17 protein-coding genes and 1 pseudogene are annotated in these 22,375 nt (G+C 58.4%); 5 read left to right on the forward strand and 13 right to left on the reverse strand.

Annotation, left to right across the window (positions count from 1 at the left end; all coding sequences use genetic code 11):
• Nucleotides 1-26: 26 nt before the first annotated feature.
• The 3 genes and pseudogenes from FHR27_RS08530 (at nucleotide 27) to FHR27_RS08540 (ending at nucleotide 1,626) form a co-directional block, all read left to right on the forward strand.
• A pseudogene (locus FHR27_RS08530) lies at nucleotides 27-773 on the forward strand (IS5 family transposase).
• A 253-nt stretch (nucleotides 774-1,026) separates the two neighbouring features.
• Complete coding sequence (locus tag FHR27_RS08535; protein ID WP_179538331.1) at nucleotides 1,027-1,275, forward strand: type II toxin-antitoxin system Phd/YefM family antitoxin; 249 nt, start codon at nucleotides 1,027-1,029, stop codon at nucleotides 1,273-1,275.
• A gap of 12 nt (nucleotides 1,276-1,287) precedes the next feature.
• On the forward strand, nucleotides 1,288-1,626 hold the full coding sequence (locus tag FHR27_RS08540) for a type II toxin-antitoxin system RelE/ParE family toxin (RefSeq protein ID WP_179538332.1): 339 nt from the start codon (nucleotides 1,288-1,290) through the stop codon (nucleotides 1,624-1,626).
• 343 nt (nucleotides 1,627-1,969) lie between these two features.
• Here FHR27_RS08540 and ligD read toward each other — a convergent pair whose 3' ends face one another.
• Nucleotides 1,970-4,798: a DNA ligase D gene (gene ligD, locus FHR27_RS08545; protein WP_179538333.1), complete on the reverse strand. Its 2,829-nt coding sequence runs from the start codon at nucleotides 4,796-4,798 to the stop codon at nucleotides 1,970-1,972.
• A 670-nt stretch (nucleotides 4,799-5,468) separates the two neighbouring features.
• On the opposite strand from ligD, the gene FHR27_RS08550 reads away from it, so the two are divergent.
• The gene (locus FHR27_RS08550; protein ID WP_179538334.1) at nucleotides 5,469-5,885 is read left to right on the forward strand and encodes a VOC family protein; all 417 of its coding nucleotides are present in this window, start codon (nucleotides 5,469-5,471) and stop codon (nucleotides 5,883-5,885) included.
• Between the two features lie 131 nt (nucleotides 5,886-6,016).
• Here FHR27_RS08550 and FHR27_RS08555 read toward each other — a convergent pair whose 3' ends face one another.
• From FHR27_RS08555 to phnD, 12 genes are all read right to left on the reverse strand, one after another.
• Nucleotides 6,017-7,633: a lactate permease LctP family transporter gene (locus tag FHR27_RS08555; protein ID WP_179538335.1), complete on the reverse strand. Its 1,617-nt coding sequence runs from the start codon at nucleotides 7,631-7,633 to the stop codon at nucleotides 6,017-6,019.
• Between the two features lie 86 nt (nucleotides 7,634-7,719).
• Entirely contained in the window at nucleotides 7,720-8,718 is a 999-nt protein-coding gene (locus FHR27_RS08560) for a 2-hydroxyacid dehydrogenase (RefSeq protein WP_179538336.1), read from the reverse strand.
• Between the two features lie 110 nt (nucleotides 8,719-8,828).
• Nucleotides 8,829-10,469 carry a bifunctional aspartate transaminase/aspartate 4-decarboxylase gene (locus FHR27_RS08565; RefSeq protein ID WP_179538337.1) on the reverse strand — a complete coding sequence of 547 codons (1,641 nt, stop codon included), beginning with the start codon at nucleotides 10,467-10,469 and terminating at the stop codon, nucleotides 8,829-8,831.
• Between the two features lie 16 nt (nucleotides 10,470-10,485).
• Nucleotides 10,486-12,183, reverse strand: a complete 1,698-nt coding sequence (gene aspT, locus FHR27_RS08570) for an aspartate-alanine antiporter (protein WP_179538338.1) — start codon at nucleotides 12,181-12,183, stop codon at nucleotides 10,486-10,488.
• A 396-nt stretch (nucleotides 12,184-12,579) separates the two neighbouring features.
• A complete protein-coding gene (exaC, locus tag FHR27_RS08575) occupies nucleotides 12,580-14,100 on the reverse strand; it encodes an acetaldehyde dehydrogenase ExaC (protein ID WP_179538339.1) in 1,521 nt (506 codons plus the stop codon).
• 96 nt (nucleotides 14,101-14,196) lie between these two features.
• On the reverse strand, nucleotides 14,197-15,024 hold the full coding sequence (phnX, locus tag FHR27_RS08580) for a phosphonoacetaldehyde hydrolase (protein WP_179538340.1): 828 nt from the start codon (nucleotides 15,022-15,024) through the stop codon (nucleotides 14,197-14,199).
• Between the two features lie 79 nt (nucleotides 15,025-15,103).
• Complete coding sequence (locus FHR27_RS08585; RefSeq protein WP_179538341.1) at nucleotides 15,104-15,976, reverse strand: LysR substrate-binding domain-containing protein; 873 nt, start codon at nucleotides 15,974-15,976, stop codon at nucleotides 15,104-15,106.
• 18 nt (nucleotides 15,977-15,994) lie between these two features.
• Nucleotides 15,995-17,293: an MFS transporter gene (locus FHR27_RS08590; RefSeq protein ID WP_179538342.1), complete on the reverse strand. Its 1,299-nt coding sequence runs from the start codon at nucleotides 17,291-17,293 to the stop codon at nucleotides 15,995-15,997.
• 117 nt (nucleotides 17,294-17,410) lie between these two features.
• A complete protein-coding gene (gene psrA, locus FHR27_RS08595; RefSeq protein WP_179538343.1) occupies nucleotides 17,411-18,502 on the reverse strand; it encodes an iron-containing alcohol dehydrogenase PsrA in 1,092 nt (363 codons plus the stop codon).
• Nucleotides 18,503-18,725: 223 nt separating this feature from the next.
• Nucleotides 18,726-19,544 (reverse strand): phosphonate ABC transporter, permease protein PhnE, encoded by an 819-nt coding sequence (phnE, locus tag FHR27_RS08600; RefSeq protein WP_179538344.1) that lies wholly within the window; start codon nucleotides 19,542-19,544, stop codon nucleotides 18,726-18,728.
• A gap of 1 nt (nucleotide 19,545) precedes the next feature.
• Complete coding sequence (gene phnC / locus FHR27_RS08605) at nucleotides 19,546-20,340, reverse strand: phosphonate ABC transporter ATP-binding protein (RefSeq protein WP_179538345.1); 795 nt, start codon at nucleotides 20,338-20,340, stop codon at nucleotides 19,546-19,548.
• A complete protein-coding gene (gene phnD / locus FHR27_RS08610; RefSeq protein ID WP_179538346.1) occupies nucleotides 20,337-21,203 on the reverse strand; it encodes a phosphonate ABC transporter substrate-binding protein in 867 nt (288 codons plus the stop codon). Before phnD ends, phnC begins: the two co-directional genes overlap by 4 nt.
• Nucleotides 21,204-21,313: 110 nt before the next feature.
• Here phnD and FHR27_RS08615 point away from each other — a divergent pair, with 110 nt between their 5' ends.
• Complete coding sequence (locus tag FHR27_RS08615; RefSeq protein WP_179538347.1) at nucleotides 21,314-22,198, forward strand: LysR substrate-binding domain-containing protein; 885 nt, start codon at nucleotides 21,314-21,316, stop codon at nucleotides 22,196-22,198.
• Nucleotides 22,199-22,375 lie beyond the last annotated feature (177 nt).

Raw genomic sequence — 22,375 nt, forward strand, 5'->3', positions numbered from 1 at the left:
TGACCCAATATCGATACGAGCTTGCAATGCCCCGATTACTGCTCAACGACGAGCATTGGTCGAAGCTGCGGGAAATTCTGCTGCACAAGGCCATCTACAACAACCTTGATCTATGAATGACCGTGGAGGGCATGCTGTACCGCATGCGCACGGGATGTCCCTGAGAGACCTGCCCAAGGCGTTTGGCAACTGGAATAAGGTCTACAAACGCTTCAATGCATGGTCTGCTGCCGGCAAATGGTTCAAGGTCTTCAAGATGCTGATGGCGGAGCCCGACATGGAGTGGGTGTTCATTGATGGCAGCTATGCCAAGACTCACCAGCACAGTGCAGGCGCTGCCAGCGCAAATGATGAAGCTATAGGGAAAAGCCGGGCCGGTAATACCAAAGGTTCATCTGGCAGTGGACGCCCATGGTTTATCCATCGAGTTTGAAATCACGGGAGGCCAAATCAATGACTGTACTCAGGCACCAGCATTGATTTCCAAGCTCCCGGCGGCAGAAACCATCGTTGCGGATAAGGGCTATGACAGTGAGAGAATCCGAGAGTAGGTTGAGCGACAAGGGGCCAAGGCCGTGATCCCGAGGAAGCGTAACTCTGTGAAAGGCAACGCGGATCTGGACAGAGCTCTGTACTGAAATCGCCACCTGGTGGAAAACGCCTTTGCCCGGCTGAAGCACTACCGGGCGGTGGCCTCTCGATTCGACAAGCTCAAGAGCAATTACGAGAGCGTGGTGGCCATGGCCTGTGCCTTCCCATGGTTGCCCATGTAAAACGGCAACAGGCCCTAGGATTTTCGCTATCTAATGGTTAATTTTAAGAAACAGCTTGCATCCTCGTGATAAATTCCTTCCTTGTGATGGCTAAATTCAGACCAAATATGTGCTATAGTAGATTCTGACGCTGAAAATTCGTCATGTGGAAAACTGCTCTTCATTGCTTTAGGGCGGTGAATTTTGTCTTCCCCGGCTTCCGGGGGTGTCGTCGGTGGCACGGCCATCGACAACCAAGAAGGAGGTTCAACTCATGAGAGTTGAAACGATTAGCTATTTGAAAAAACACGCAGCCGACCTGGATCTCGATGAGCCAATGGTCGTCACGCAGAACGGCGTACCTGCCTACGTCATCGAGACTTACGAAGAGCGTAAGCGTCGAGATGAGGCGATCGCCCTGGTGAAACTTCTTGCGATTGGTTCGCGAGAGTACGCCCAAGGCAAGCACTGCTCTGCTGAAGATCTGAAAGCCCGCCTGGCCAGGAGGTTCGCCCAAAACTAACTAGGAGTAAAAATGACTACAAAAAAAGTACGCTTCACTGATACCGCATCCCAAAGCCTCGAAGACCAGGTGCACCACCTGACCACCTCTCTAGGTACTCAAGCAGCCCTCGCGAAAATCGACAAACTGGTCGATACGATCGAGGCCAGGCTCAAGGCCGCCCCTGTTGGATACCCTATCTCGCAGCAAGCCAGCGAGGTGGGCGTGATCCATTACCGTGAGCTCAATACGGATGATTACCGAGTCCTCTATGAGGTTTTCGATAATGACATCGCGGTTGAGCTGGTATTGAGACAGAAGCAGAGCGTCGAGCAAGCTTTGCTCCGTTACTGCCTACTGAGCCCTCTGTAGCACCCTGTCGGGAGGTCAGTCTGGTCGTAGCCAGGCTGAACTGACCAGCGAAATGGCGCTGCGGCTGAGCCATGTGATCGGCGGGACGCCGGAGATGTGGGTAGGCCTGCAGACCGCTTACAGCCTAGGTCTGTTGCCATTTCGACGCGAGCCGCGTTGTCGCGATGCGGCGTTTCTCGCCGGCTCATTTAGCTAGCTAAACTTCGCGGCTCGTGCCTTGCCTCGCGACAAAACGGACTCCGGCGCGGCCGTGCGTGAAACGGCAACAGACCCTAGGGAACGTAGAAAAATTCAGTGCGCAATGCCAGCCGCGCCTGGCCTGCTATGGACAGCTATGGACAGCTCACTTTATGCCAATGCGTATGCGCATCTCTCGGGTGATCGTTTGTTTGGTGTCAGGCAATCGCGCCCAAGGGTCTTCATCAAGCTGATCCAATCGCTTGTGTAAGTTAACGATAGTCCAGGCATTGGCCGCTTCGAGCTCGCTCACTTCTTCACGATGGATCGGAACGGACACCGGTAACCCCTCTCTAGCGCGAACCGAATAAGCACAGATGGTCGTTGCACCGAGCCCATTGCGCAGGTAGTCGATGAAGATCCGGCCCACGCGATTTTTAGGGCCGGAGACGGCGGAGAATCGATCAGGAATCAGTCGTGCCATGTACTTCACAATGCTCTGACTGAACGCCTTCACCTCCTCCCAACTGTCTTTAGGCGTGAGCGGCACCACGATGTGAATGCCCTTCCCTCCGCTAGTCTTGAGAAACGATTGCAGGCCGAGCTCATCGAGCACCGTGAGCGTCAGTTGCGTGGCTTCAACCATGCTTTTCCAAGGTAGTGATGGATCAGGATCCAGATCCAGTACAAAGCGATCAGGTCGCCTCAGATCACCGCTGGTAGCGTTCCAGGTATGCAGCTCAATGGTGCTCATCTGAACCGCCCCGAGCAGGGCCTCGGGGGTGTTGATGACCATTGCAGGGTGTCCGGCCTGGGCTTTGCTGATCGAATCAATACCTTGGATGGCCAGACTCTCCGGATTCTTTTGAAAAAAGAGCTGCGCGCCGATGCCCTCTGGTGCTCGCACCAGTGCCACCGGGCGGTCGGCAAGTTGCGGAACAATCCAGTCCAGGCTTCGAACGTAGTACTCAGCCAGATCTCGCTTGGTGAGACCGCTGCTGGGATCAATAACGCGATCCGGATGAGTCAGCCGCAACTTACCTGTGACACTGCTCCCGCCTCGCTTTGCGGGTTTACAGGCAACGGGCTCCACGTCGCTCTCCTCAGGCTCGGAGCCGATCTCTGTTGGCCGCTCTTCGGTGATAGCTACCGCAGGCTTGTCGGCACGGAGCCCTTGGAAAACGGCATGCCTGACGATGCCATCCTTGGTGATTTGCGCAAACGAGATCTCCGCCAGCAAGACAGGTTTTAGCCAGTGCACGCCCCTTGCGTCAGGGCCCTTCGGTGGGTTCGCGACGGTTGCGTTCCTCACCACCAGGGAGCGGAGCTCGGCGTGAAGCGAGTTCAAGGTCGATTCGTTGAAGCCTGTGCCAACCTTGCCGGCGTATTTCAGCTCACCAGAGTCCGAATCATGCAGTGCCAGTAGCAAGGCTCCGAATTTGGCACGTGCGCCCTTTGGATCCGTGTAGCCCACGACAACAAACTCTTGTCTCCTTTTGCATTTCAGCTTGATCCAGTCGTCGCTGCGCCGTGATCTATAAGTGCTACCGACCCGCTTGCCGATCAAGCCCTCCATCTGCATCTGACAGGCACTGTTGAGAAGCGCCTCGGGCGCCTCCTCAAAATCGTCAGAGAAACGCAGAAGCTTTGTTTCAGACTTGGAATCGTTCAGCAGTGCGGCGAGCGCATCACGACGCTCTTCCACCGGAGCACTGCGTAGATCATCACCGTTAAGATACGGGAGGTCGAACAGGTAGTAGATGATGTCGCCACTGGCACAAGAGTCGAAGGCATTTTGTAACGCCTGAAAGTCCGGCAGCCCCTTATCGTTAGGTACCACCATTTCACCGTCCAGCCAGCCGTTTTCAATACCGAGTGCAGCCACAGCAGCCGCTTGTTCGGGCAGCTTCTTCGTCCAGTCATGGCCATTGCGAGTGAAGAAAGTCACCTCGTCATCCAGGATGCGAGTGAGTATGCGGTAGCCATCAAACTTGATCTCGTAGCGCCACTCACCGGGAGGGGCTGACTCCACGAGCGTGGCCAACTGCGGTTGAAGAGCCTCGGGCATGGCACCGCTCGAATGCTTCTTGGAGCTTTTGCTGGTCTGCAGCTCAGGATCAGCAAGCGCTGCTTTCGCCTCCGGAGAGGTCGCTCGCATTCGTCGACCTGCGCCCTTCTCTGCCGTCACCGCCGACAGCTTGTGAGCGTGCTTACGACCGCCTATTTCAATCCAAGTCGGGGCATGGTCGCTGGGGTGTTCTTCCCCCCGCACCCATGTGTCCACCCCAGCCGCGACGAGATGAGTAGCGAGAGCGGGGTTAAGCAGCAGATGATCAATGCGCAGACCCGAATTGGTCTGCCAATGGCGTCTGAAATAATCCCAGTAGGTGAAGATCTGTTCGTCGGGGTGAAGGTGCCGTATAGCGTCCACCCAGCCCTGATCCAAGAGTCGCTGGTAGCACGCCCGGCTTTCTGGCTGTAACAGCGCATCCTTTAACCATGACCGCGTGTTGTAGATGTCGAAGTCAGTCGGCACCACATTGAAGTCGCCTGCCAATACTACTGGATGCTCAAGGGCCTGAAGCGTTTCCACGTGCTCGATCAGATGCTCGAACCAAGCGAGTTTGTAATCGAACTTCGGGCCTGGACGTGGATTGCCGTTAGGCAAATACAGACACGCGACCACAACGCCATGCGCCGCAGCCTCGATATACCGCGCCTGCTTATCCCACTCGGCTCCCGGCAACCATCGACGAATCTCCAGCGGCTGCGCATCGCGAGCAAGAATTGCCACCCCATTCCATGACGTTTGCCCGTGATAAACCACACCATACCCGGCCGCCTCAATGTCCTTGGCAGGAAACGATTTGTCAGGCGTCTTCAGCTCCTGCAAACAAACAACATCAGGTGTTTCGCGCTCTAACCAAGTCAGGAGATTGGAGAGCCGCGCGTTGATGCCATTGATATTGAAGGTCGCGATCCGAAGGCGTTTCATCCAGGGCTTCCTGATCATTAGTCATGGACTTCTGACCTGCCTAAACGGCTATCAGTCCGACAAAATAATTGGCCGTGTTCCATCGCGCCCTCTCAACGAACCCTGCTTGAAAGCCCCCTTACCGGAGAGAGAAATGAATCTCGAGTCACCAAGTAATTAGAGATTGGCTAGTAACGACATGGGGACTTTACGAATGAATGGGTTTGGCCGCGTATAGCGATACTTATACACCGACAGACTTCAGCCATAAGCGACTGATAGCCTATGGTTAGGCTGACTCCCTTGATTGGCGTTCAGAGCGAAGCGCATTTTCAGCGAACATGACTCGCCACTAATGGGCCGTGCCAGACTTGGATACATCCAACATTCTCACCAGGGCTTTCTGAGCCGATGAAGCGTGCGTGGGCGTGGCTCTGAGTTGGACTAGTATCTCCATGGAAACGGTAAAAAATCCGCGCATTTGCGAACAAATATACGGCTGCGCTCATCGGCAGCGCTCAACCAACGTGGTGGAGCTTTCAAACGAAAGTTTTACGCATAGAGAGAGCGAAGCTGTTTTCTGAGCGCTCATCATCCGCCAGAGACTTCTCGACGAGGCGAAAATTTTACAATCTCTCTAAGTAACACTCGCCGAGGCAACCCCTGATCCATAGTGCTGGAGCTATAAACCATGCTGAGTTACACCATGATCGGGACCAATAACTTGAGCACCGCGGGGACGTTCTATAACTCGATCCTGACCCCGCTGGGGTACGAAGTGGAAAGATGGGAAAAGCAGCTTTGCTACTCGCTTCCCGGCATCGATGATCGAGAGAATGGCCCAGGCGCCTTTCACGTCACCATTCCGTACGACGGAAAACCGGCAACAGTTGGCAACGGCACAATGGTCGCTTTCCGCGTTCCTACCCATGAGAAGGTACGAAGCCTGCATGCAGAGGGGCTACAAAACGGCGGAATGGACGATGGCCCTCCTGGGTTTCGCGAGGCCTACAGTCCAACCTTCTTCGTGGGCTATCTGCGAGACCCTGACGGGAACAAGGTGGCGTTGTTCTGTACCAGTGCCTCTGAACCTATTCAGTCCGATTAAAGCACCTCGGTGAGATGCCCGAGGCACAGTTGACCCGGTCGTTCAATGAATGACTATTGCACACATTTAAAAACGGCCGCAAATGCCCGCGCCGGAAATGACGACGCCGCTTACCCGGCCAGGATGCGGCCTTACATGATAGAAAGCACCCATGTGCACAGGGAAACGTAGGCGAGCAGCACAACGCTTATAGAGAGCGTTGTGCGCATAATCGCGGCCTCTTGGCCCACCAGTTTCACCGCCGCTGCGGCAATGGCAATGGACTGCGGCGAAACCAACTTGGCCATGACGCCACCCGCTGTATTTGCGGCCACCAGCAGCGCCTCTGGTGCACCGATCTGTCCGGCAGTCACCGCCTGCAGATGGGCAAATAGCGTGTTGTTATTGACTACCGACCCGGTTATGAAGACACCCATCCAGCCAATCACCGGCGACAGAAGCGGGAAGACGCCGCCGGTCTGCGCCAGCGCCAGCCCGATGGTCGATGATCCACCCGAATAGTTCGTGATGTAGGCCACCGCCATGACCAGCGAAACCGTCGCCAGCGGCTTCCACATCTCCCGGCAGGCCTGCGCCAGCTCCTGGCCGGCAATACGCGCGTTGAGCCGCGGCGACAGTACGACTGTCAGCACCGCTGCCACTAGAATCGCGGTTCCGGAGGCGTTGAGCCAACCCACATTCCATACCGCCGACAGCACGTGTACCTGCGGCACCAGAGGTGGTAGCTCCTGTACCCTTCCATCCAGCAGCCCGATGGGCAGTTCCAAGACCGTCTTCGCCAGCACCCCACCTGGCACGAACAGCGACTTGAACGCGGGCAGGCTCCACAGTAGGATCGCTCCGGTCAAAATGTAGAATGGCGACCAAGCCTGCAGCACCTCCCTGAGGGTGTAATGGCGTGCTGGCCCAGACGCCGTGTCGGATTCGCGATAGATCCGCTTGGGACGCCAGAGCTGCATGAAGCCGGCCAGAGCCCCCATCGCCGCTAGTGGCCCGAGGATATCCACCAGCTCAGGCCCGAGCAGGTACAACGTGGCCGTCTGCACACCACTGAAGACAACGCCGACGACGATCAGCACCGGCCAGGTCTCACGCACGCCACGCCACCCGTCCAGCATGAGTACAAGGATGGCAGGCGACACCAGAGCGATGACCTGGACCAGCGCCACGAGCATCGGAGCCATTTCGGATACTGCCACCCCGCCTTGCTGCGCACCGACCAGCACCGGAATGCCAATCGCTCCGTAGGCCCCCGCCGCACCGTTGGCCAGCAGGCATAGCATGGCCGCCTTTAGTGGCCGAAAGCCCAGCTCAACCAGCAGCGCAGCACAGATGGCGATCGGCACTCCGAATCCTGCCGCACCCTCCAGAAAGCCGCCGAAGCAGAAAGCGATCAACAGCACTTGGACGCGCTGGTCTTCCGATACCGTCGCGATGCTACTGCGGATGATCTCAAACTTGCCGCTACGGATTGCGAGCTTGTACAGCCAAACCGCCATCAGCACGATGAAGCTGATGGGGAACACGCCGCTTAAAATACCGAAGATCGCCGCCCCGGCAATTGCGCTGGAAGGCATTGCGAATACCAGCGCGGAGACCGCCGCCGAGACGACCACAGCCAGCAGTGCGGCAGTCAACCCCTTGAGTCGAAACACCGTAAGTGCCAGCAGGAACACCAGCACGGGCAACGCAGCCAGCAGTGCGGAGAGATTAGGGTTACCCAGCGGATCGTAGTTCTGCGGCCACATTATGGGGGCTCCGGGTGGTGGCAACGGGCGCTGCGGAAGTGCGGGCGCGGGCGCAACGCACTGCCGGGTATGGATTGCCGGCTGAATCAGGTGACGCAGTTCGGGCACGGCGTGCCGGCAGTAAAGTGCCCGAGATTGGCCAGCGTGGTCTGTGCAATCTCTTCCAGCGCTTCGGCGGTGAAGAACCCTTGATGCCCGGTCACCAGCACATTCGGGAAGGTCATCAGGCGCTGGAACACGTCGTCGTCGATGATCTCGCCGGAGCGATCCTGGAAGAACAACTCGCTTTCCTGCTCGTACACGTCGATGGCGACGTGACCCAGATGGCGCGACTTCAGCGCACGAATTACCGCACCGGTGTCCACCAGCCCACCGCGCGAGGTATTGACCAGCATGGCACCGGGTTTCATCCGGGACAGCGAGACATCATTGATCAAGTGCTCTGTTTGCGCGGTCAGTGGGCAATGCAGAGAGACGATGTCTGAGCGTGCCAGCAGTTCGTCAAGCTCTACATCCTCACCGATTGCTTGGAAGGCAGGCGATGGATACGGGTCATGGCCAAGCAACCTGCAGCCCATGCCCTTAAAGATGCGCGCCGTTGCCAACCCGATCTTTCCTGTGCCCACGATGCCCACCGTTTTGCCGTGCAGCGTTCGTCCGAGGAGGCCATTTAGCATGAAGTTGCCCTCGCGTACGCGATTGTAGGCGCGGTGTGTATGGCGGTTCAGCGTCATCACCAGCGCCAGTGTGTGCTCGGCCACTGCTTCGGGCGAATACGCAGGCACGCGGGCGACGAAGAAGCCCAGCCTCTGCGCCGTGGCCAAGTCCACGTTATTGAAGCCTGCACAGCGCAGCACGATGGCACTCACACCCAACTCATGCAATGTCTGCAGCACCGGCGCATCAAGCCGGTCATTGACGAACACGCAAACCCCGTCGCAACCATCCGCCAGCGCGGCTGTACGGGAATCGAGTGTGGCCTCGTTGTAAAGAAACTGGACCCGTTGCCCTGCGGCGGCGGCCTTGTTGGCCTGATCGAGTGAATGGCGGTCATAGGGACGCGCACTGAAGACGGCGATTCTCATCTGGAGTATCCGTTTCTGGGCTTGGAAGGGTTCTGCGTGAGCTGGGCCAGGTCACCGCAGGTTTTACGGTGACGTTCACCAGAATCCCAACAGTTTCCACGATACCTGCTTCAGGTGGCCTTTTTCGGCGAACTCTGGGTGCCTTCCTTGGATTCCTTAAACTCCTCGTAGTACTGGTCAGCCATAGCCCTGAGCGAGCGGCCGATGCTGGCATATTCGTATTCATTGAGGTTGGCCAGGGAGACGCGGGCGGCAGGTTGCTTGGTGCCGAACCCTTTGCCCGGTAACAGCACGATTCCGGTTTCTTTGGCGATTCGGAACAGCAGGTCTCCACTGCTGAATTTGGCCTTCACCCAAGCGGCGAAGTCGTCGCCATGGATCTTGCGTGCTAGCTCTTCAAGGTCGAGCAAGGTGTAGTACTCGACGGCATTCAGGTCATGCTCCGGGGCAACGCCCAACTCCCTGTACAGCGCGGCCTCACGGCGGCGCACCAGCTTCTTCAGCTCGGTCTTGTAGCCGTCACTTTCATCCATCAAGGCAAAGAGGGAAAACAGCACCATCTGCACCTGCTGCGGCGTCGACAGGCCGGCCGTGTGGTTGAGGGCAACGGTGCGGCTGTCCGCGACGATTCGGTCAATGAACTTGAGGCTCTTGACGTCAGGAAGCAGCGTGCCGTATCGCCGGCTCAGCGACGCTTTGGTCTCATCTGGCAGCGCCTCTAGCGCCTTGTCGAAAACGCTGTCTTTGTGCGCGGCGATCACGCCCAGGCGCCACCCCGTGGCACCGAAGTATTTGGAGAAGGAATAGACCAGCATGGTGTTGCGCGGACAGATGGCGAACAGCGAGCGGAAGTCGTCGGCGAATGTGCCGTAGACGTCGTCGGTGAGGATGAACAGATCCGGGCGCGACTCGGATACGATGCGCGCGACCGTTTCCAGGCTGCGGTCATCCATCTTCACGGACGCCGGGTTGCTGGGGTTTATGCAGAAAAAGATCTTGATCGCGGGGTCTTTCAACTTCTCGAGCTCGGCATCCGGGTACTGCCAGTTGGCGTGCGGGTCGGCATCGATATGCACCTGATCCAGGCCAAACTCCTCCAGCTCCGGGATCTCGATGTAAGGCGTGAAGGCTGGCATACCGATCGCGACCTTGTCGCCGCGCTTGAGCAAGCCGTTCTGCTGCAGCGAATGGAAGATGTACGTCATCGCTGCCGTGCCCCCCTCCACCGCGAATAGATCGACGGTGCCGGCGGGGATGAATCCACCGATCATCTCCTTGACGATGTACTCGCGCACTACCTGCTCTGAAACCCTGAGCATCCGTGGCGGCACAGGATAGTTGACGCCCAGGATGCCTTCGACCATTTCGTGGAGAAAGGCCGAAGCAGGCAGCCCTAGTTGATCGCGTACATAGCTGAGGCATTTGGCGAGGAAAAGTACACCGGGCTGGTCGCGATGCTCGGACGTGAAGCGCTCGAAGCGCGCCTCAATTCCATCGATCTGCGGCAAACCACCCACGCCGTGGGGCATATAGGAGTAAGACAGCTCGGCCTCGGCGGTGGCGAACAGCCCCAGGCGGAAGAAGGCTCGCCGCGGCAGCGTTGCGAGGAAGTTGGGGTTGCCCCGCCCGGCATTGAGCATCAGCCGGTTTTCGCTGCCCGAGGCAAGCTTGATCAGTTCGTCCTTGAGTTCGAAGGGGCTCAACTTGGCGTACTGCGCGTAGTCTTCGTTCTGGGCTTGCTCGTTGCTCATGGCATCCTCTCTACAGTTAGGCGAAGGCGACAACCAGCGGCCCGAGCAACGTGAGAAACACGTTGGCCAGGGCGTATGTGACCGCGAAGGGAACCGTCGGTATCGAATTGCCGGCCTTGTCGAGCACCTCGCCAAAGGCTGGATTGGCGCTGCGTGCGCCAGACAGGGCACCGGCGAACAGCGCCACATTGTCGTAACGCAGCACATAGCGGCCCACGAGCATGGCGATGAGGATCGGGACAATGCACACCACCACTCCGACCAAGAAGATGGAAACGCCCTGCGTGGCGATGGTTTCCACCGCCTGGCGCCCAGACTGCAGACCGACCACGGCCACGAAACCGGCCAGGCCGAGGTCACGCAACAGTGTCGAAGCAGGGGTGGGCATGTTGCCCCGGGTCATGTGGAGGCTGCTGTACCAGCCGAAGGCCAGCCCGGCGATCAGTGCCCCCCCGCCACTGCCCAGGGTCAGCGGTACGGCGCCGAGGCGCACCACGATCATGCCGATGAGCAAGCCCACCACAAGCCCGAACCCATGAAACACGAAGTCGGTCTTGTCGCTGGGCACGATGACCGAACCGACCTGCTTGGCTACGCGCTGGATGTCATCCGGGGTGCCGTACAGCATGACCAAGTCGCCTGAGGCAATCACCGTATCGTGCTGCAAGGCCAGCGGCCGCCCGCCACGCTTGACCTCCACGACGTACACGCCGTGGCGCAGCGTCCGGTTAGCCTCCTGACGAATGTCCGCCACGGTGCGATTGAGGAACGCGGGGTTGTCGATAGTGAGTTCACGCTGGACCACCACCACATCCATGTCGGGATAGGATTGCAGCTCGGCACCGAGCTGCTCGGCTATCGCCACGACGCCCGCACGGCGCCCTACCACCAAGACCACATCGCCGTTCTCAAGCACCGTATCCGGCGCAATGCCAACCAAGGCACCTCCGCGCTTGATGCGTTCGACGGTCAAGGTGGTCTGGCCACTGCCTTGCTGGAGCGCTTCGAGCTGCTCGACGGTCTTGCCCGCAGCCTGTTCAACGCGGTAGATGCGACCTATCAGTGGCGCTATCGCAGGTTGTTCGCCCGGCCCGTAAACCCGTGCGCCGGCGAGCAGTTCGGCCTCGGCCTTGGTCGCGTCGTCACGGATGGCGCGCTTCATGAACCAGGGCAGAATGTTGACGCACATGATGATCGCGCCGAACGAACCGAAGATGTAGGTCACGGCATAACCGACAGCGACGTTGCCCTGCAGCGCCTGGATCTGCTCAAGGGGTAGATCCAGCTTGGCGATGGCCGCACTGGCGGTGCCAATGATCGCCGATTGCGTCATGGAACCTGCCGCGATACCGGCGGCTAGCCCTTTGTCCAGATCCAGCAACCTGGCGGCAATGACCACCGTCGCCAAACCACTGAGCGCCATGACCGCTGCCAGCACGATTTCGCGGAGCGAGTGGCGACCCAACGAGCGGAAGAATTGGGGCCCACTCTCGAAACCTACGGCGTAGATGAACAGGGCGAACAGTACCGATTTGATGCCGTTGTCGATGGTCACGCCGAGCTGGCTGATGACTACGGCAGCCAGCAACGATCCGGCCACACCGCCAAGCTGAAACTTGCCGAACTGGATGCTACCCACCCAATAGCCAATCGCTAGGGACAGAAACAATGCAAGTTCAGGTGACTGGTTCAGAACCTGATGCAGAAAATCCATGGAGCTTCCTTTCTCGAGCAATCCATACGCAATGAAACGTAGGTGCGCAGCGATGTAGGAATATCCGCTTGGCTAGATCATGAGCGCCGCAGCGATACAACATTCTTCACACAGCTGGCTGGTCGTCGTGAGCAAAGCGCTCACCGCAAGTATGAGGGCGTTAGCACGGTGCAGTCGGCGTATTTGCTTAAGAAGCCAAGCACAGCGCTCAAGGGCTGTCAAAAAGAAGCATCTTGGTTGACTGCAGTTCGGATCCTTCGCATTAGGTCTGGCTGCCGTACTGCATCTGCACAGAAAAGTTCTGAATGGGACTGTCATCTAATGCGCATTTTTGCGCCAGAATCCGTCGTTGGAGATTGAGACAAAACCTGCTTAGCAGGTTTTGTCTGGCACCGTTTAGAAGAAGCCCAGCGGATTGATGTCGTAGCTGATCAGCAGGTTTTTGGTCTGCTGGTAGTGGTCGAGCATCATCTTGTGGGTTTCACGCCCGACCCCGGACTTTTTGTAGCCGCCAAAGGCAGCGTGCGCCGGGTACAGGTGGTAGCAGTTGGTCCATACGCGGCCGGCCTTGATGCCACGGCCCATGCGGTAGGCGCGGTTGATGTCGCGCGTCCACACGCCGGCGCCCAGGCCGAACTCGGTGTCGTTTGCGATGGCCAGGGCCTCGGCTTCGTCCTTGAAGGTGGTCACGCCGACCACCGGGCCGAAGATTTCCTCCTGGAACACGCGCATCTTGTTGGTGCCCTTGAGCAGGGTTGGCTGGATGTAATAACCGCTGGCCAGGTCGCCTTCGAGTTTCTCGGTGGCGCCACCGGTGAGCAGCTCGGCACCTTCCTGCTGGGCGATCTCCAGGTAGCTGAGGATCTTGTCGTACTGCTGCTGCGAGGCCTGGGCGCCGACCATGGTCTCGGTATCCAGCGGGTTACCGCGCTTGATGGCCTTGATCTTCTTCATCACCTCAACCATGAACGGCTCGAAAATCGACTCCTGCACCAGCGCACGGGACGGGCAAGTACACACCTCGCCCTGATTGAAGAAGGCCAGCACCAGGCCTTCGGCGGCTTTCTCGATGAAAGTCGGCTCGGCCTGCATGATGTCTTCGAAGAACACGTTCGGCGACTTGCCACCCAGCTCCACGGTGCTTGGGATGATGTTGGCGGCGGCGCATTTCATGATGTGCGAGCCGACCGGGGTGGAACCGGTGAAGGCGATCTTGGCGATGCGTGTGCTGGTAGCCAGCGCCTCGCCGGCTTCACGGCCATAACCCTGAACGATGTTGAGCACGCCCGGCGGCAGCAGATCGCCGACCAGTTCGGCGAATACGGTGATCGACAGCGGCGTCTGCTCGGCAGGTTTGAGTACCACGCAGTTGCCGGCCGCCAGGGCTGGCGCGAGCTTCCAGGCGGCCATCAACAGCGGGAAGTTCCAGGGGATGATCTGCCCGACCACACCCAGCGGTTCGTGGAAATGATAGGAGGCGGTGTGTTCGTTGATCTCTGCCGCGCTGCCTTCCTGAGCGCGGATGCAGCCAGCGAAGTAACGGAAGTGGTCGGCAGCCAGCGGCACGTCGGCGTTCAGCGTTTCGCGCACGGCCTTGCCGTTGTCCCAGGTTTCCGCGACGGCGAGCAGTTCGAGGTTGGCTTCGATGCGGTCGGCAATCTTCAGCAGAACCAGCGCGCGATCCTGCACTGAGGTTTTGCCCCAGGCATCGGCGGCGGCATGGGCGGCGTCCAGGGCCTTGTCGATGTCCTTGGCGTCGGAACGAGGGAATTCACCGATTACCGACGCATCCACCGGGCTGGTGTTGGTGAAGTACTGGCCAGCGACCGGTGCGACGAACTCGCCACCGATGTAGTTGCCGTAGCGCGGCTTGAGGGTGACGACGGCGCCAGATAATCCAGGGTTTACGTAGATCATGGTGATCACCTCTTATTGTCGGTTGGCCGCTACATCGCGACCGAGTGTGGGGCAGTCAGCCTTTGCCGACAGCCCCAGAGATACATCGTGCAGGGCTCAGGTGTTTTGCGGCACCTCGCCTCTCAACAGGCGGGCGTTGATGTCATCGATCACCGCTGGCAGATCGGCGATGGTGTCGATCAAGTAGTGTGGACGCGAGCCTTCTAGCATGCGGCCAATGCGAATGCGCTCCTGATCCAGCTTGTCCTGAGGCGTGTTCTTGTACTGCTCATACGTCATGCCAAGGGCATTGCCCGAACAGGTCAGTGCCACTGTCCACATGCCAGCGCTGCGGCCTTCCAGAATGCCAGGCCAGGTATCGTCGACCTTCACGCAGGCTGCTACATCGCTGATACCAAGCGCGATGACGTTGGCCAGTGACTGAGCCGGATAGGGGCGACCATTGGGCACTTCGTCGGTGGCTACGACGTGATCCGGCACGTAACCATTGTGCCGAGCCAGCTCCACGACCTTGGCCATCACTACCGCCGGATAGCCGGAGCAGGTGCCGATCTTCAGACCCTTTTCGCGCAACGCCGCAATGGCATCCAATGCACCGGGAATCAATGCAGAGTGCAGGCCGATCTTGGCTATCTGCAGCGGCATGAAACGCTCGTAGATGGCTGTCACGTCAGCATCGGTCGGGGTTCGATCAAACTTCGCGCGGTAACGCTCGGCAACGGCAGGCAGGTCGCAGAGCGTGCGGATGTGATCCCACTTACCCATGCCCATGGGCCCGCGCGCTTCCTCAAGGGAAACCTCGACGCCGAACTCGCCGAAGGCTTCAACGAAGATCTGCGTTGGGGCGAAAGAACCGAAGTCGACGACGGTACCTGCCCAGTCGAGAATCGCGGCTTGCAATTGAGTGGGCTGCTTGTAGTTCATGGTGTATCTCCAAACGAAGGATGAGTGAGGCCTGTCCTCCCCGTCGGCAGGGCAGGCTGGGTTATGAATTCGGTTGCAATCAGGTCGGTGGCGGTAAGCTGCTCTCGAACAGCTCGGCGATCATCGGTCGGTTACGACGTATGCCCAGGCAGCACAGGTGGTATTCGATATGAAACGGGTGGTCGACGAAGGTGATCGGCCGGGTGCCAGGCGTTTCTGCATACTCGACCGCCGACACGAAGCCGATGCCGATTCCTTGAGCAATGGCATGCACGATTGCCTCCCGGCTGTTGAGTTGCATCGCGCAGTCCAGCTCGATACCGGCTCGCTGACAGGCTTCCTCCACCAACTGCCTGGTGCGCGAGCCGCGTTCGCGCAAGACCACCCGTTCGCCGCGAATCTGCTCAATTCGAACCTGCTCCAGACCAGCCCACGGATGGTCATCGCGAACCACGCCGACAATCGGATAGCGCCGATAGAGCTGTGTGTGCAGGCGATGATCGAACTCCGAAAGCGCCAGGATCGCCACATCGATATCGAAGTTGTAGAGCCTTTCGAGCGTCTCGTGCTCTGAAGAAAAAGACGTTTCCAGCTCCACATCCGGGTATTGCTGCATCAGGGCGTAGGTAAGACTCATGGCGATGGGGGGAGATACCGCGCCAAGGCGCAGCATTCCTGCCTTACGCTGCCGAAAGCTCTGCAGTAATTGCATGGCCTCTTCTTCTTGGCCAAACACCCCCTGAGTGATCGCGTACAGCTGACGCCCAGCTGCGCTCATTTCGATGAACCGGCCGCGACGATGGAACAGCTCGACGGAGAACATGCTCTCCAATGCGCAGACCTGTTCGCTAACCGTCGGCTGCCCTACGCTCAGGTACTCAGCCGCAGATGTGAAGCTACCGGTTCTGGCCACCGCATGAAAGGAACGCAACCACTTGTGATACTGAAACATCGCTCTGTACTCCGGTTCTCAGCGCCGCACGAACAGGGCGACCAGCGCACTGCAGCCACAAGCGATGGCGACTACTACGAAGATCAACGAGGTATTACCAGTGCTGTCCAGTATTCCGCCAATCAGCGGTTCAGCGAGACCCGCGAACAGGTAGGACGAGAAATTCATGATCCCGGTTGCGGTACCCGCGCGCTTGGCGCCGACCAAGTCCGGGCACAGCGCCCAGAAGCTGGATGCCGGGCCGTAAACAAAGAAACCGCAGAGGAACAGAGCGACCAGGCCAATGGTGCTGTGTGCCGGTAGACTCCACATCCACAAGCTGGTGGCTGCACCGAGAACCATGTATAGCATGATTGCCTTGTAACGCTTGGAGCCGAAAAGTTTATCCGAGACCCAGCCATTGCTTAGCGCGCCCACAGCCATGCCGACCGGCAGGGCCACCGTAATCCACTTGGGGTCGATCCAGCCGTCACCGCTTTTCCAGTCGGCACCTAGAAAGTGCACCGGCACCCAGACGATCAGGCCGTAGCGCGCGGCATTCTGGAAGCCTAGCGAAACAGCCGCAATGATCAGGCGTGCGTTCTTCAACACCGCCTTGTAGCGCTGCGCTGAGGTCTCTACTTCGTCGACAGAGGCCTCTTGCGAGACATCGTCCTTGTTTGCCACACCGGTATCGGTCAATGGCTCAAAACCGAGATCCTGCGGACGCTCTCGAGCAATGATGAAGAACAGAATCCCCCCTGCCAGCATTAGCAGTACTGGCAGACGAAAAATCCAGCGCCACTCCAATTGCAGTACTTCCAGTACTACTATTGAAGTGACGTACGAGAGGATTGAGGCGCAGCCGGCTGCGAACACATAAAAGCCATACACCTTGCCGCGCTCATGAACGCCCCACCAGTTGGAAAGCAGCCGGCTGCCAGGCGCCCAGCCAAGCGCCTGAAAGTAGCCATTGAGCCCCCAAGGCAGAATTAGGCTCATAAAGCCTGTGGCAAAACTGGTTATCCAGTTCGCGCCACAGGACAGGACGGCACCGAGGCTCATGATGCGACGGCCGCCAAACTTATCCGCAAGGTTACCGTTGATAGCCTGGCCAATGGCATAGGCCCAGAGCATGGCGGCGGAGATCCAGCCAAGCGTCTCCTTGGTCAGCCCAAACTCGGCCTGCATGCCAGGTATGGCGAACCCAAAGGTTTGCCGACCGGTATAAAAAAACAGGTAGCAGAACATTGCCGCCAGCAACATTCGCCACTGAGCGACGCGAAAGGATGGGTTGGCGGGCACAGCGAGACCAGACAGAGAATGCTCACGATTCATCATATTTTCCTTCTTGTTACGCTTCCTCCAACCAGGCTGTTGAAGGAACGGCACTCTTATTCGGTGCAACAGGAAACAGGCGGCCTTAACAACCGCCCACGTTGAGTAGGCGGTGTATCAGGCGGCACGCGAGCCGATGAAATTTTTACCGCGAGCGCCTTGCATGGCAAAGAGGATCATCTCCTGCGCTTCGACCTCCGTCACCCCGTAGTCGGTGAACTCGGTCTTTACGCCAAGGCGGTGGAGGAAACTGCGCAAGCGCGCTTGAGCCTCGGCGAGATCAGGCCCGAACACACGCTGTAGTGTCTGATCCCGAACCGCATCTCGCCCCCAAGCCAGGCCCAGCACGTAGGGCAAGGTGAAGGAGCATGCGATGCCGTGTGGCAGGCCGTGGCGTAGAGTCATTTCATAGGAAATGGAATGAGCCAGCGCGGTTTTGGTATTGGAGAAGGCCATCCCTGCCTTGAGTGCCGCCAGCGCCATGCGCGCACGTAGTTCGCGGCTTCCCAGGTTTTCGCGCAGCTCTGGCAGGCATTCGAGAATGTCTTCAATCGCGGAAATCGCGAAGGTGTCGGAGATCGGATTGGCATTGACGTTCCAAATCGATTCCAGCGCATGTGACAGTGCATCGAGCCCGGTAGATACCGTCACGCCGGCTGGGACCGTAAGCATGAGATCAGGATCGATGATTGCCGCTTTGGGCCAGGTGCACTCCAGATGCAGCGAATACTTTTTTTGCTGCCCCGCGTCCCAAATGGTCGCCCATGGCGTCACTTCACTACCGGTGCCTGCGGTCGTAGGCGCTGCGATTAGCGCCTTGCAGCGCGCAGGTGTGAAAGGTTTGCCACTGCCGAGCAGCGTCAACAGCTCATCGAAACGCCCGGACGCCGTGCCGACGATCAATGCTTTAGCGGTGTCGATGGCACTGCCGCCACCGACCGCAAGCACCGTTTCGCAGCTGCCAGCCTGCGCCCAGAAACGCTCGTATGTCTCACTCAGTTGTGCGACATCCGGGTTAGGCTGCACGTCTTCCACCACATGAATCAGACGCTCGCCCAACAGCGCCTGGATCTTGTCTATCACACCCAGACCGCGCGCCTCGGGGAAAGTCACCAGGGCGACTGTCTGGCCTTCGGTGAGCGCTGCGATCTGGCTCAGGCTGCCACTACCAAAATAGGTAGCAACTGGATTATGGAAGTGGGCAGACATGGCAGTTCCTTTATTGTTGTTTGAATGTGGGGCCATGTTCGCCGCCAGGCTAATTCGGCTCAAATCGATTGATTCGAGCTCCGCATCGGCTGAGCCGATATCATTTGTCGTAGAGAAGACGTGCGTCACCGCTGCGATGCTCCGCTCGATTAGGTTGTGTGTAGTTGCCTGGAGAGACCGCGCTGGTCAACACGGCCTTGTGGAGTAACTGCCGGAAGGCTGCTCAGTGCCTACCGTTTTGTTGAATCGAGGCGCGCAGTCGATTCGAAATCATGTCGGCGGCAATCACCATCAGCGTGATCACGATGATGCAGGTGGCCGTTTCCTGATATTTGAATAGTTTGATGCTACTGACCAATTCGAAGCCGAGACCGCCCGCACCGACCATGCCGAGCACGGTTGCCGAGCGCAGGTTGACCTCGAAGCGGTAGAGGATCACGGCAATCCAGGCCGTGATGACTTGCGGTAGCACACCAAACACGATCACTTGCAGAGGCCGAGCACCGGTGGCGCGAAGTGCCTCAAGGGGGCCCTGGTCTATTTCTTCGATGCTTTCGGCGAAGAATTTGCCGAGCATGCCTACGCCGTGCACTGCCAGCGCCAAAACACCGGGAAATGGCCCCAAGCCCACAGCGGACACGAAGACCAGAGCGAGGATCAGCTCGTTGATACTGCGAATGATGTTGAGCGCTTGCCGGGTGCCTTGGTACAGCCACCAGTTGCTCTGCAGATTGCGAGCAGCGAGAAAGGCCAGAGGTACAGCAAAGAGTATCCCCAGCAGCGTGCCCCAGATTGCGATCTGCAAAGTTTCTAAGGCCGGTGCGATCAGCTTGGGCAAGATATCCAGATTTGGCGGCACCGAACGCGAGAGAAAATCGCCGATTTGCGGAAGGCCTGACGCCAATTCGCCCCAACTGAGCTGAGCGCCATTTGCACTCCAGTGCAATACGACCACCAGTATCAATACCAGTGAGGCAGTTGAAGCCCAACCGCGCAGGCTGTCTGGAGTTTTTACCATCCAGCGGTAATTTTGGGTGCGCATGTCAGCCTCCCAGGCCAGTGCTGTAACGCAGCTGCGAAGAGCATTCGGCGTCGACCGGGTTGTCTTCGTTCGCGCCGGGATAGATGCGATGCAGCGTAGGCTGGTCGAGACCATCCGCGTCGCCGTCGTAAACCAGACGACCATGTGCCAGACCGATGATGCGATCGCCAAACTCGCGAGCGAAGTCCACCTGATGCAGGTTGCAAACCACGGTAATTCCCAGATCCCGACTGGCATCACGCAGGTATTGCATGACCAGGCGCGCAGTCTTCGGATCAAGGCTCGCAACAGGCTCGTCGGCGAGGATAACCTTGGGCTGCTGAGCCAGCGCGCGCGCGATACCGACCCGTTGCATTTGCCCGCCGGAAAGAGAGTCGGTGCGGGCTTCAGCCTTGTGCATCAGCTCTACCCGGCGCAAACACTGGTGCGCCAACTCCACATCGGCTCGGCTGAAAAGCTGCAAAACCGAGGCCAGTGTCGACAGCGATCCCAGGCGCCCAGTAAGCACGTTCTTCAACACCGAGAGGCGAGGTACCACATTGTGGTGCTGGAAAATCATCGCCACCTGGCGGCGTAGGGCACGCTCATCACGCGCTTGCATGGCATCGATTCCGGCGACCTGGAGCGTGCCGCCATCTGCATGAGCCAAGCGGTTCATGCAGCGCAGCAGCGTGGACTTGCCCGCGCCAGACTGGCCGAGCACCACGACGAACTCGCCAGCGCCGATCTGCAGATCGATGCCCCGCAGTACGGGGTTGTCCCCATAGCGCTTGGTAAGCTGGTGGACGCTGATCATTTCATTCTGCTCAGGTCGAGATCGAGCACCTTGGCGGTGTCGCGAACCACGTCGTAGGCGATGTCACTGGTCGGTTGAAAGCCGTTGAGCATGCCCTGATCCCCCCAGGGAATGTCCTTGACCTCGGCGAGTGCTGCAGCCAGCTTCTGCTTCAGCGCCGGATCCAGATCCTTGCGCCAGACCATCGGCGACTCGGGGATATCTGAAGAGCTCCATACGACGCGCAATTCGTCCTGTTTGACCTGGCCCTGCGCCGTGGCGGTGGCAAGAATACGGTCGGCCACAGCCGCCGCATCCACCTTTCGATTGGCCACCGCCAGGATGCTGGCATCGTGTGAGCCCGAGAAAATCACCCGTGAAAACAGTTCATCTGGCTGATAACCGGCCTGCTCGATACCTGCTTTGGGGAAGAGATGACCAGAGGCAGAGCTTGGATCGACGAAGGCGAACGTATGGCCTTTTAGATCTGCCAGCGATTGGATGTCGCTGTCAGAGCGCGTCACGACAACACTGCGATACGCGCTCTTCCCAGTTTTCTTCGTCACTGCAACGGCGAAAGCCTCAACATCGGCTACCTTGCTCGCGAGCACGTAAGAGAACGGCCCCAGATAAGCGACGTCGAGTTTCTTCGAGCGCAAAGCCTCGATCACACCGTTGTAATCGGTCGCCACGAATGGTTTGACCGGCATACCCAGCTTGGCCTGCAGTTGATCAAGCACCTGCTGGCTGCTCTCGATCATCGACTGCGAGTCTTCGGAGGGGATGAGGCCGATCCTCAATGCCGTTTCGGCAAACACTTCACTACTGACTAACAGCGGCAACGACACACTGACAGCGCAAAACAGCTTACGGAGAGTTTTCATGGCATATCCGAGTTGTGGTTGGAATGCCGCCTACCCTAGTTTTGTAATGTGACCGTCATGCCATCGATTCAATATTGGTTTTCTCGCAAAACTATTGAAGGAATCTATAGGTGTCGAACAGTAAGCTACGTGCCTTCCTGGCAGTGGCACGCCAGGGCAGTTTTAGCGCGGGTGCACGATCACTCGGACTCAGCCAGCCGACCGTAACGACGCAGATACTGGCTTTAGAAAGGCTGCATAATCTCGAACTGTTTCACCGCCGTGGTCGCCGTGCCGAACTGTCGACGGTTGGCCGGCAGCTACTGCCAATCGCGCAGCAACTGATGGCTCTTGAAGCGGAAGCACACGGGCTATTACGAGACTCAGGTGCGTTGGTCAGAGGGCAACTGCGTCTGGGTGCAGTTGGGCCGTTTCACGTTATCGAGATGGTCGATGCCTATCGTCGAGATTACCCCCAGGTCGAGTTGTCTATTCGCGTGGGTAACTCAGCGTCGGTGTTAGCTGACCTGGAGAACTACGTGACGGATATCGGGGTATTGGCTGGCCTGCATGAGGATCCAGCTTTCCACTCGACGTTGTATGCCCGTCATCGCATCATCGTATTCGCCCATCATGAACATCCCTTGGCTCAGCACGACACGGTGCGGATAGAAGAGCTGCAGGGCCAGCCAATGTTACGACGCGAGCAAGGTTCGACCACTCGCCTGGCGTTTGAGCAGGCGCTGGCCGAGCGCGAAGTGACGCCGCGCATGATCATGGAAATTGGCAGCCGTGAGGCACTGCGCGAGGCGGTGGCGCGAGGTATTGGATTGGGCGTAGTGTCAGAAGCCGAGTACATCCCAGGCCCCAACCTCAAGGCTATACGCCTGGAAGGCGACCCAGTGCACACCGAGACATATCTGTATTGCTTAGCCGAGCGCCGCAGCCAAGTGATCGAGACATTCCTGGCTTGTGCAGATCAGGCGCGCCTAGAGCGTCCAATAGATTTGCTTTAGCTATGCCAGTGTGGACGCTTCGCGGTGGTTAAGGCTTCAAATGATGGCGGAACAGACTGAGATTTGATCCTGCACAGCGACGATCAAACCCAGGCCGCCGCTAAGTGGCCGATAGCCGTCCTCCACGACCAGCAGCTATCGGCCAATAGCTGCCTGACGTATCAATACCCTCTGCCA

This window comes from Pseudomonas flavescens (assembly GCF_013408425.1).
Taxonomy (GTDB): domain Bacteria; phylum Pseudomonadota; class Gammaproteobacteria; order Pseudomonadales; family Pseudomonadaceae; genus Aquipseudomonas; species Aquipseudomonas fulva_A.

Coding starts and splice junctions, on each gene's coding strand:
- FHR27_RS08560 (WP_179538336.1), bottom strand. CDS start 8,718: ATGAGAATCGCCGTCTTCAGTGCGCGTCCCTATGACCGCCATTCACTC.
- phnE (WP_179538344.1), bottom strand. CDS start 19,544: ATGCGCACCCAAAATTACCGCTGGATGGTAAAAACTCCAGACAGCCTG.
- aspT (WP_179538338.1), bottom strand. CDS start 12,183: ATGGATTTTCTGCATCAGGTTCTGAACCAGTCACCTGAACTTGCATTG.
- FHR27_RS08555 (WP_179538335.1), bottom strand. CDS start 7,633: ATGTGGCCGCAGAACTACGATCCGCTGGGTAACCCTAATCTCTCCGCA.
- phnX (WP_179538340.1), bottom strand. CDS start 15,024: ATGAACTACAAGCAGCCCACTCAATTGCAAGCCGCGATTCTCGACTGG.
- phnD (WP_179538346.1), bottom strand. CDS start 21,203: ATGAAAACTCTCCGTAAGCTGTTTTGCGCTGTCAGTGTGTCGTTGCCG.
- FHR27_RS08590 (WP_179538342.1), bottom strand. CDS start 17,293: ATGAATCGTGAGCATTCTCTGTCTGGTCTCGCTGTGCCCGCCAACCCA.
- FHR27_RS08585 (WP_179538341.1), bottom strand. CDS start 15,976: ATGTTTCAGTATCACAAGTGGTTGCGTTCCTTTCATGCGGTGGCCAGA.
- FHR27_RS08565 (WP_179538337.1), bottom strand. CDS start 10,469: ATGAGCAACGAGCAAGCCCAGAACGAAGACTACGCGCAGTACGCCAAG.
- exaC (WP_179538339.1), bottom strand. CDS start 14,100: ATGATCTACGTAAACCCTGGATTATCTGGCGCCGTCGTCACCCTCAAG.
- FHR27_RS08535 (WP_179538331.1), top strand. CDS start 1,027: ATGAGAGTTGAAACGATTAGCTATTTGAAAAAACACGCAGCCGACCTG.
- FHR27_RS08540 (WP_179538332.1), top strand. CDS start 1,288: ATGACTACAAAAAAAGTACGCTTCACTGATACCGCATCCCAAAGCCTC.
- psrA (WP_179538343.1), bottom strand. CDS start 18,502: ATGTCTGCCCACTTCCATAATCCAGTTGCTACCTATTTTGGTAGTGGC.
- FHR27_RS08550 (WP_179538334.1), top strand. CDS start 5,469: ATGCTGAGTTACACCATGATCGGGACCAATAACTTGAGCACCGCGGGG.
- ligD (WP_179538333.1), bottom strand. CDS start 4,798: ATGAAACGCCTTCGGATCGCGACCTTCAATATCAATGGCATCAACGCG.
- phnC (WP_179538345.1), bottom strand. CDS start 20,340: ATGATCAGCGTCCACCAGCTTACCAAGCGCTATGGGGACAACCCCGTA.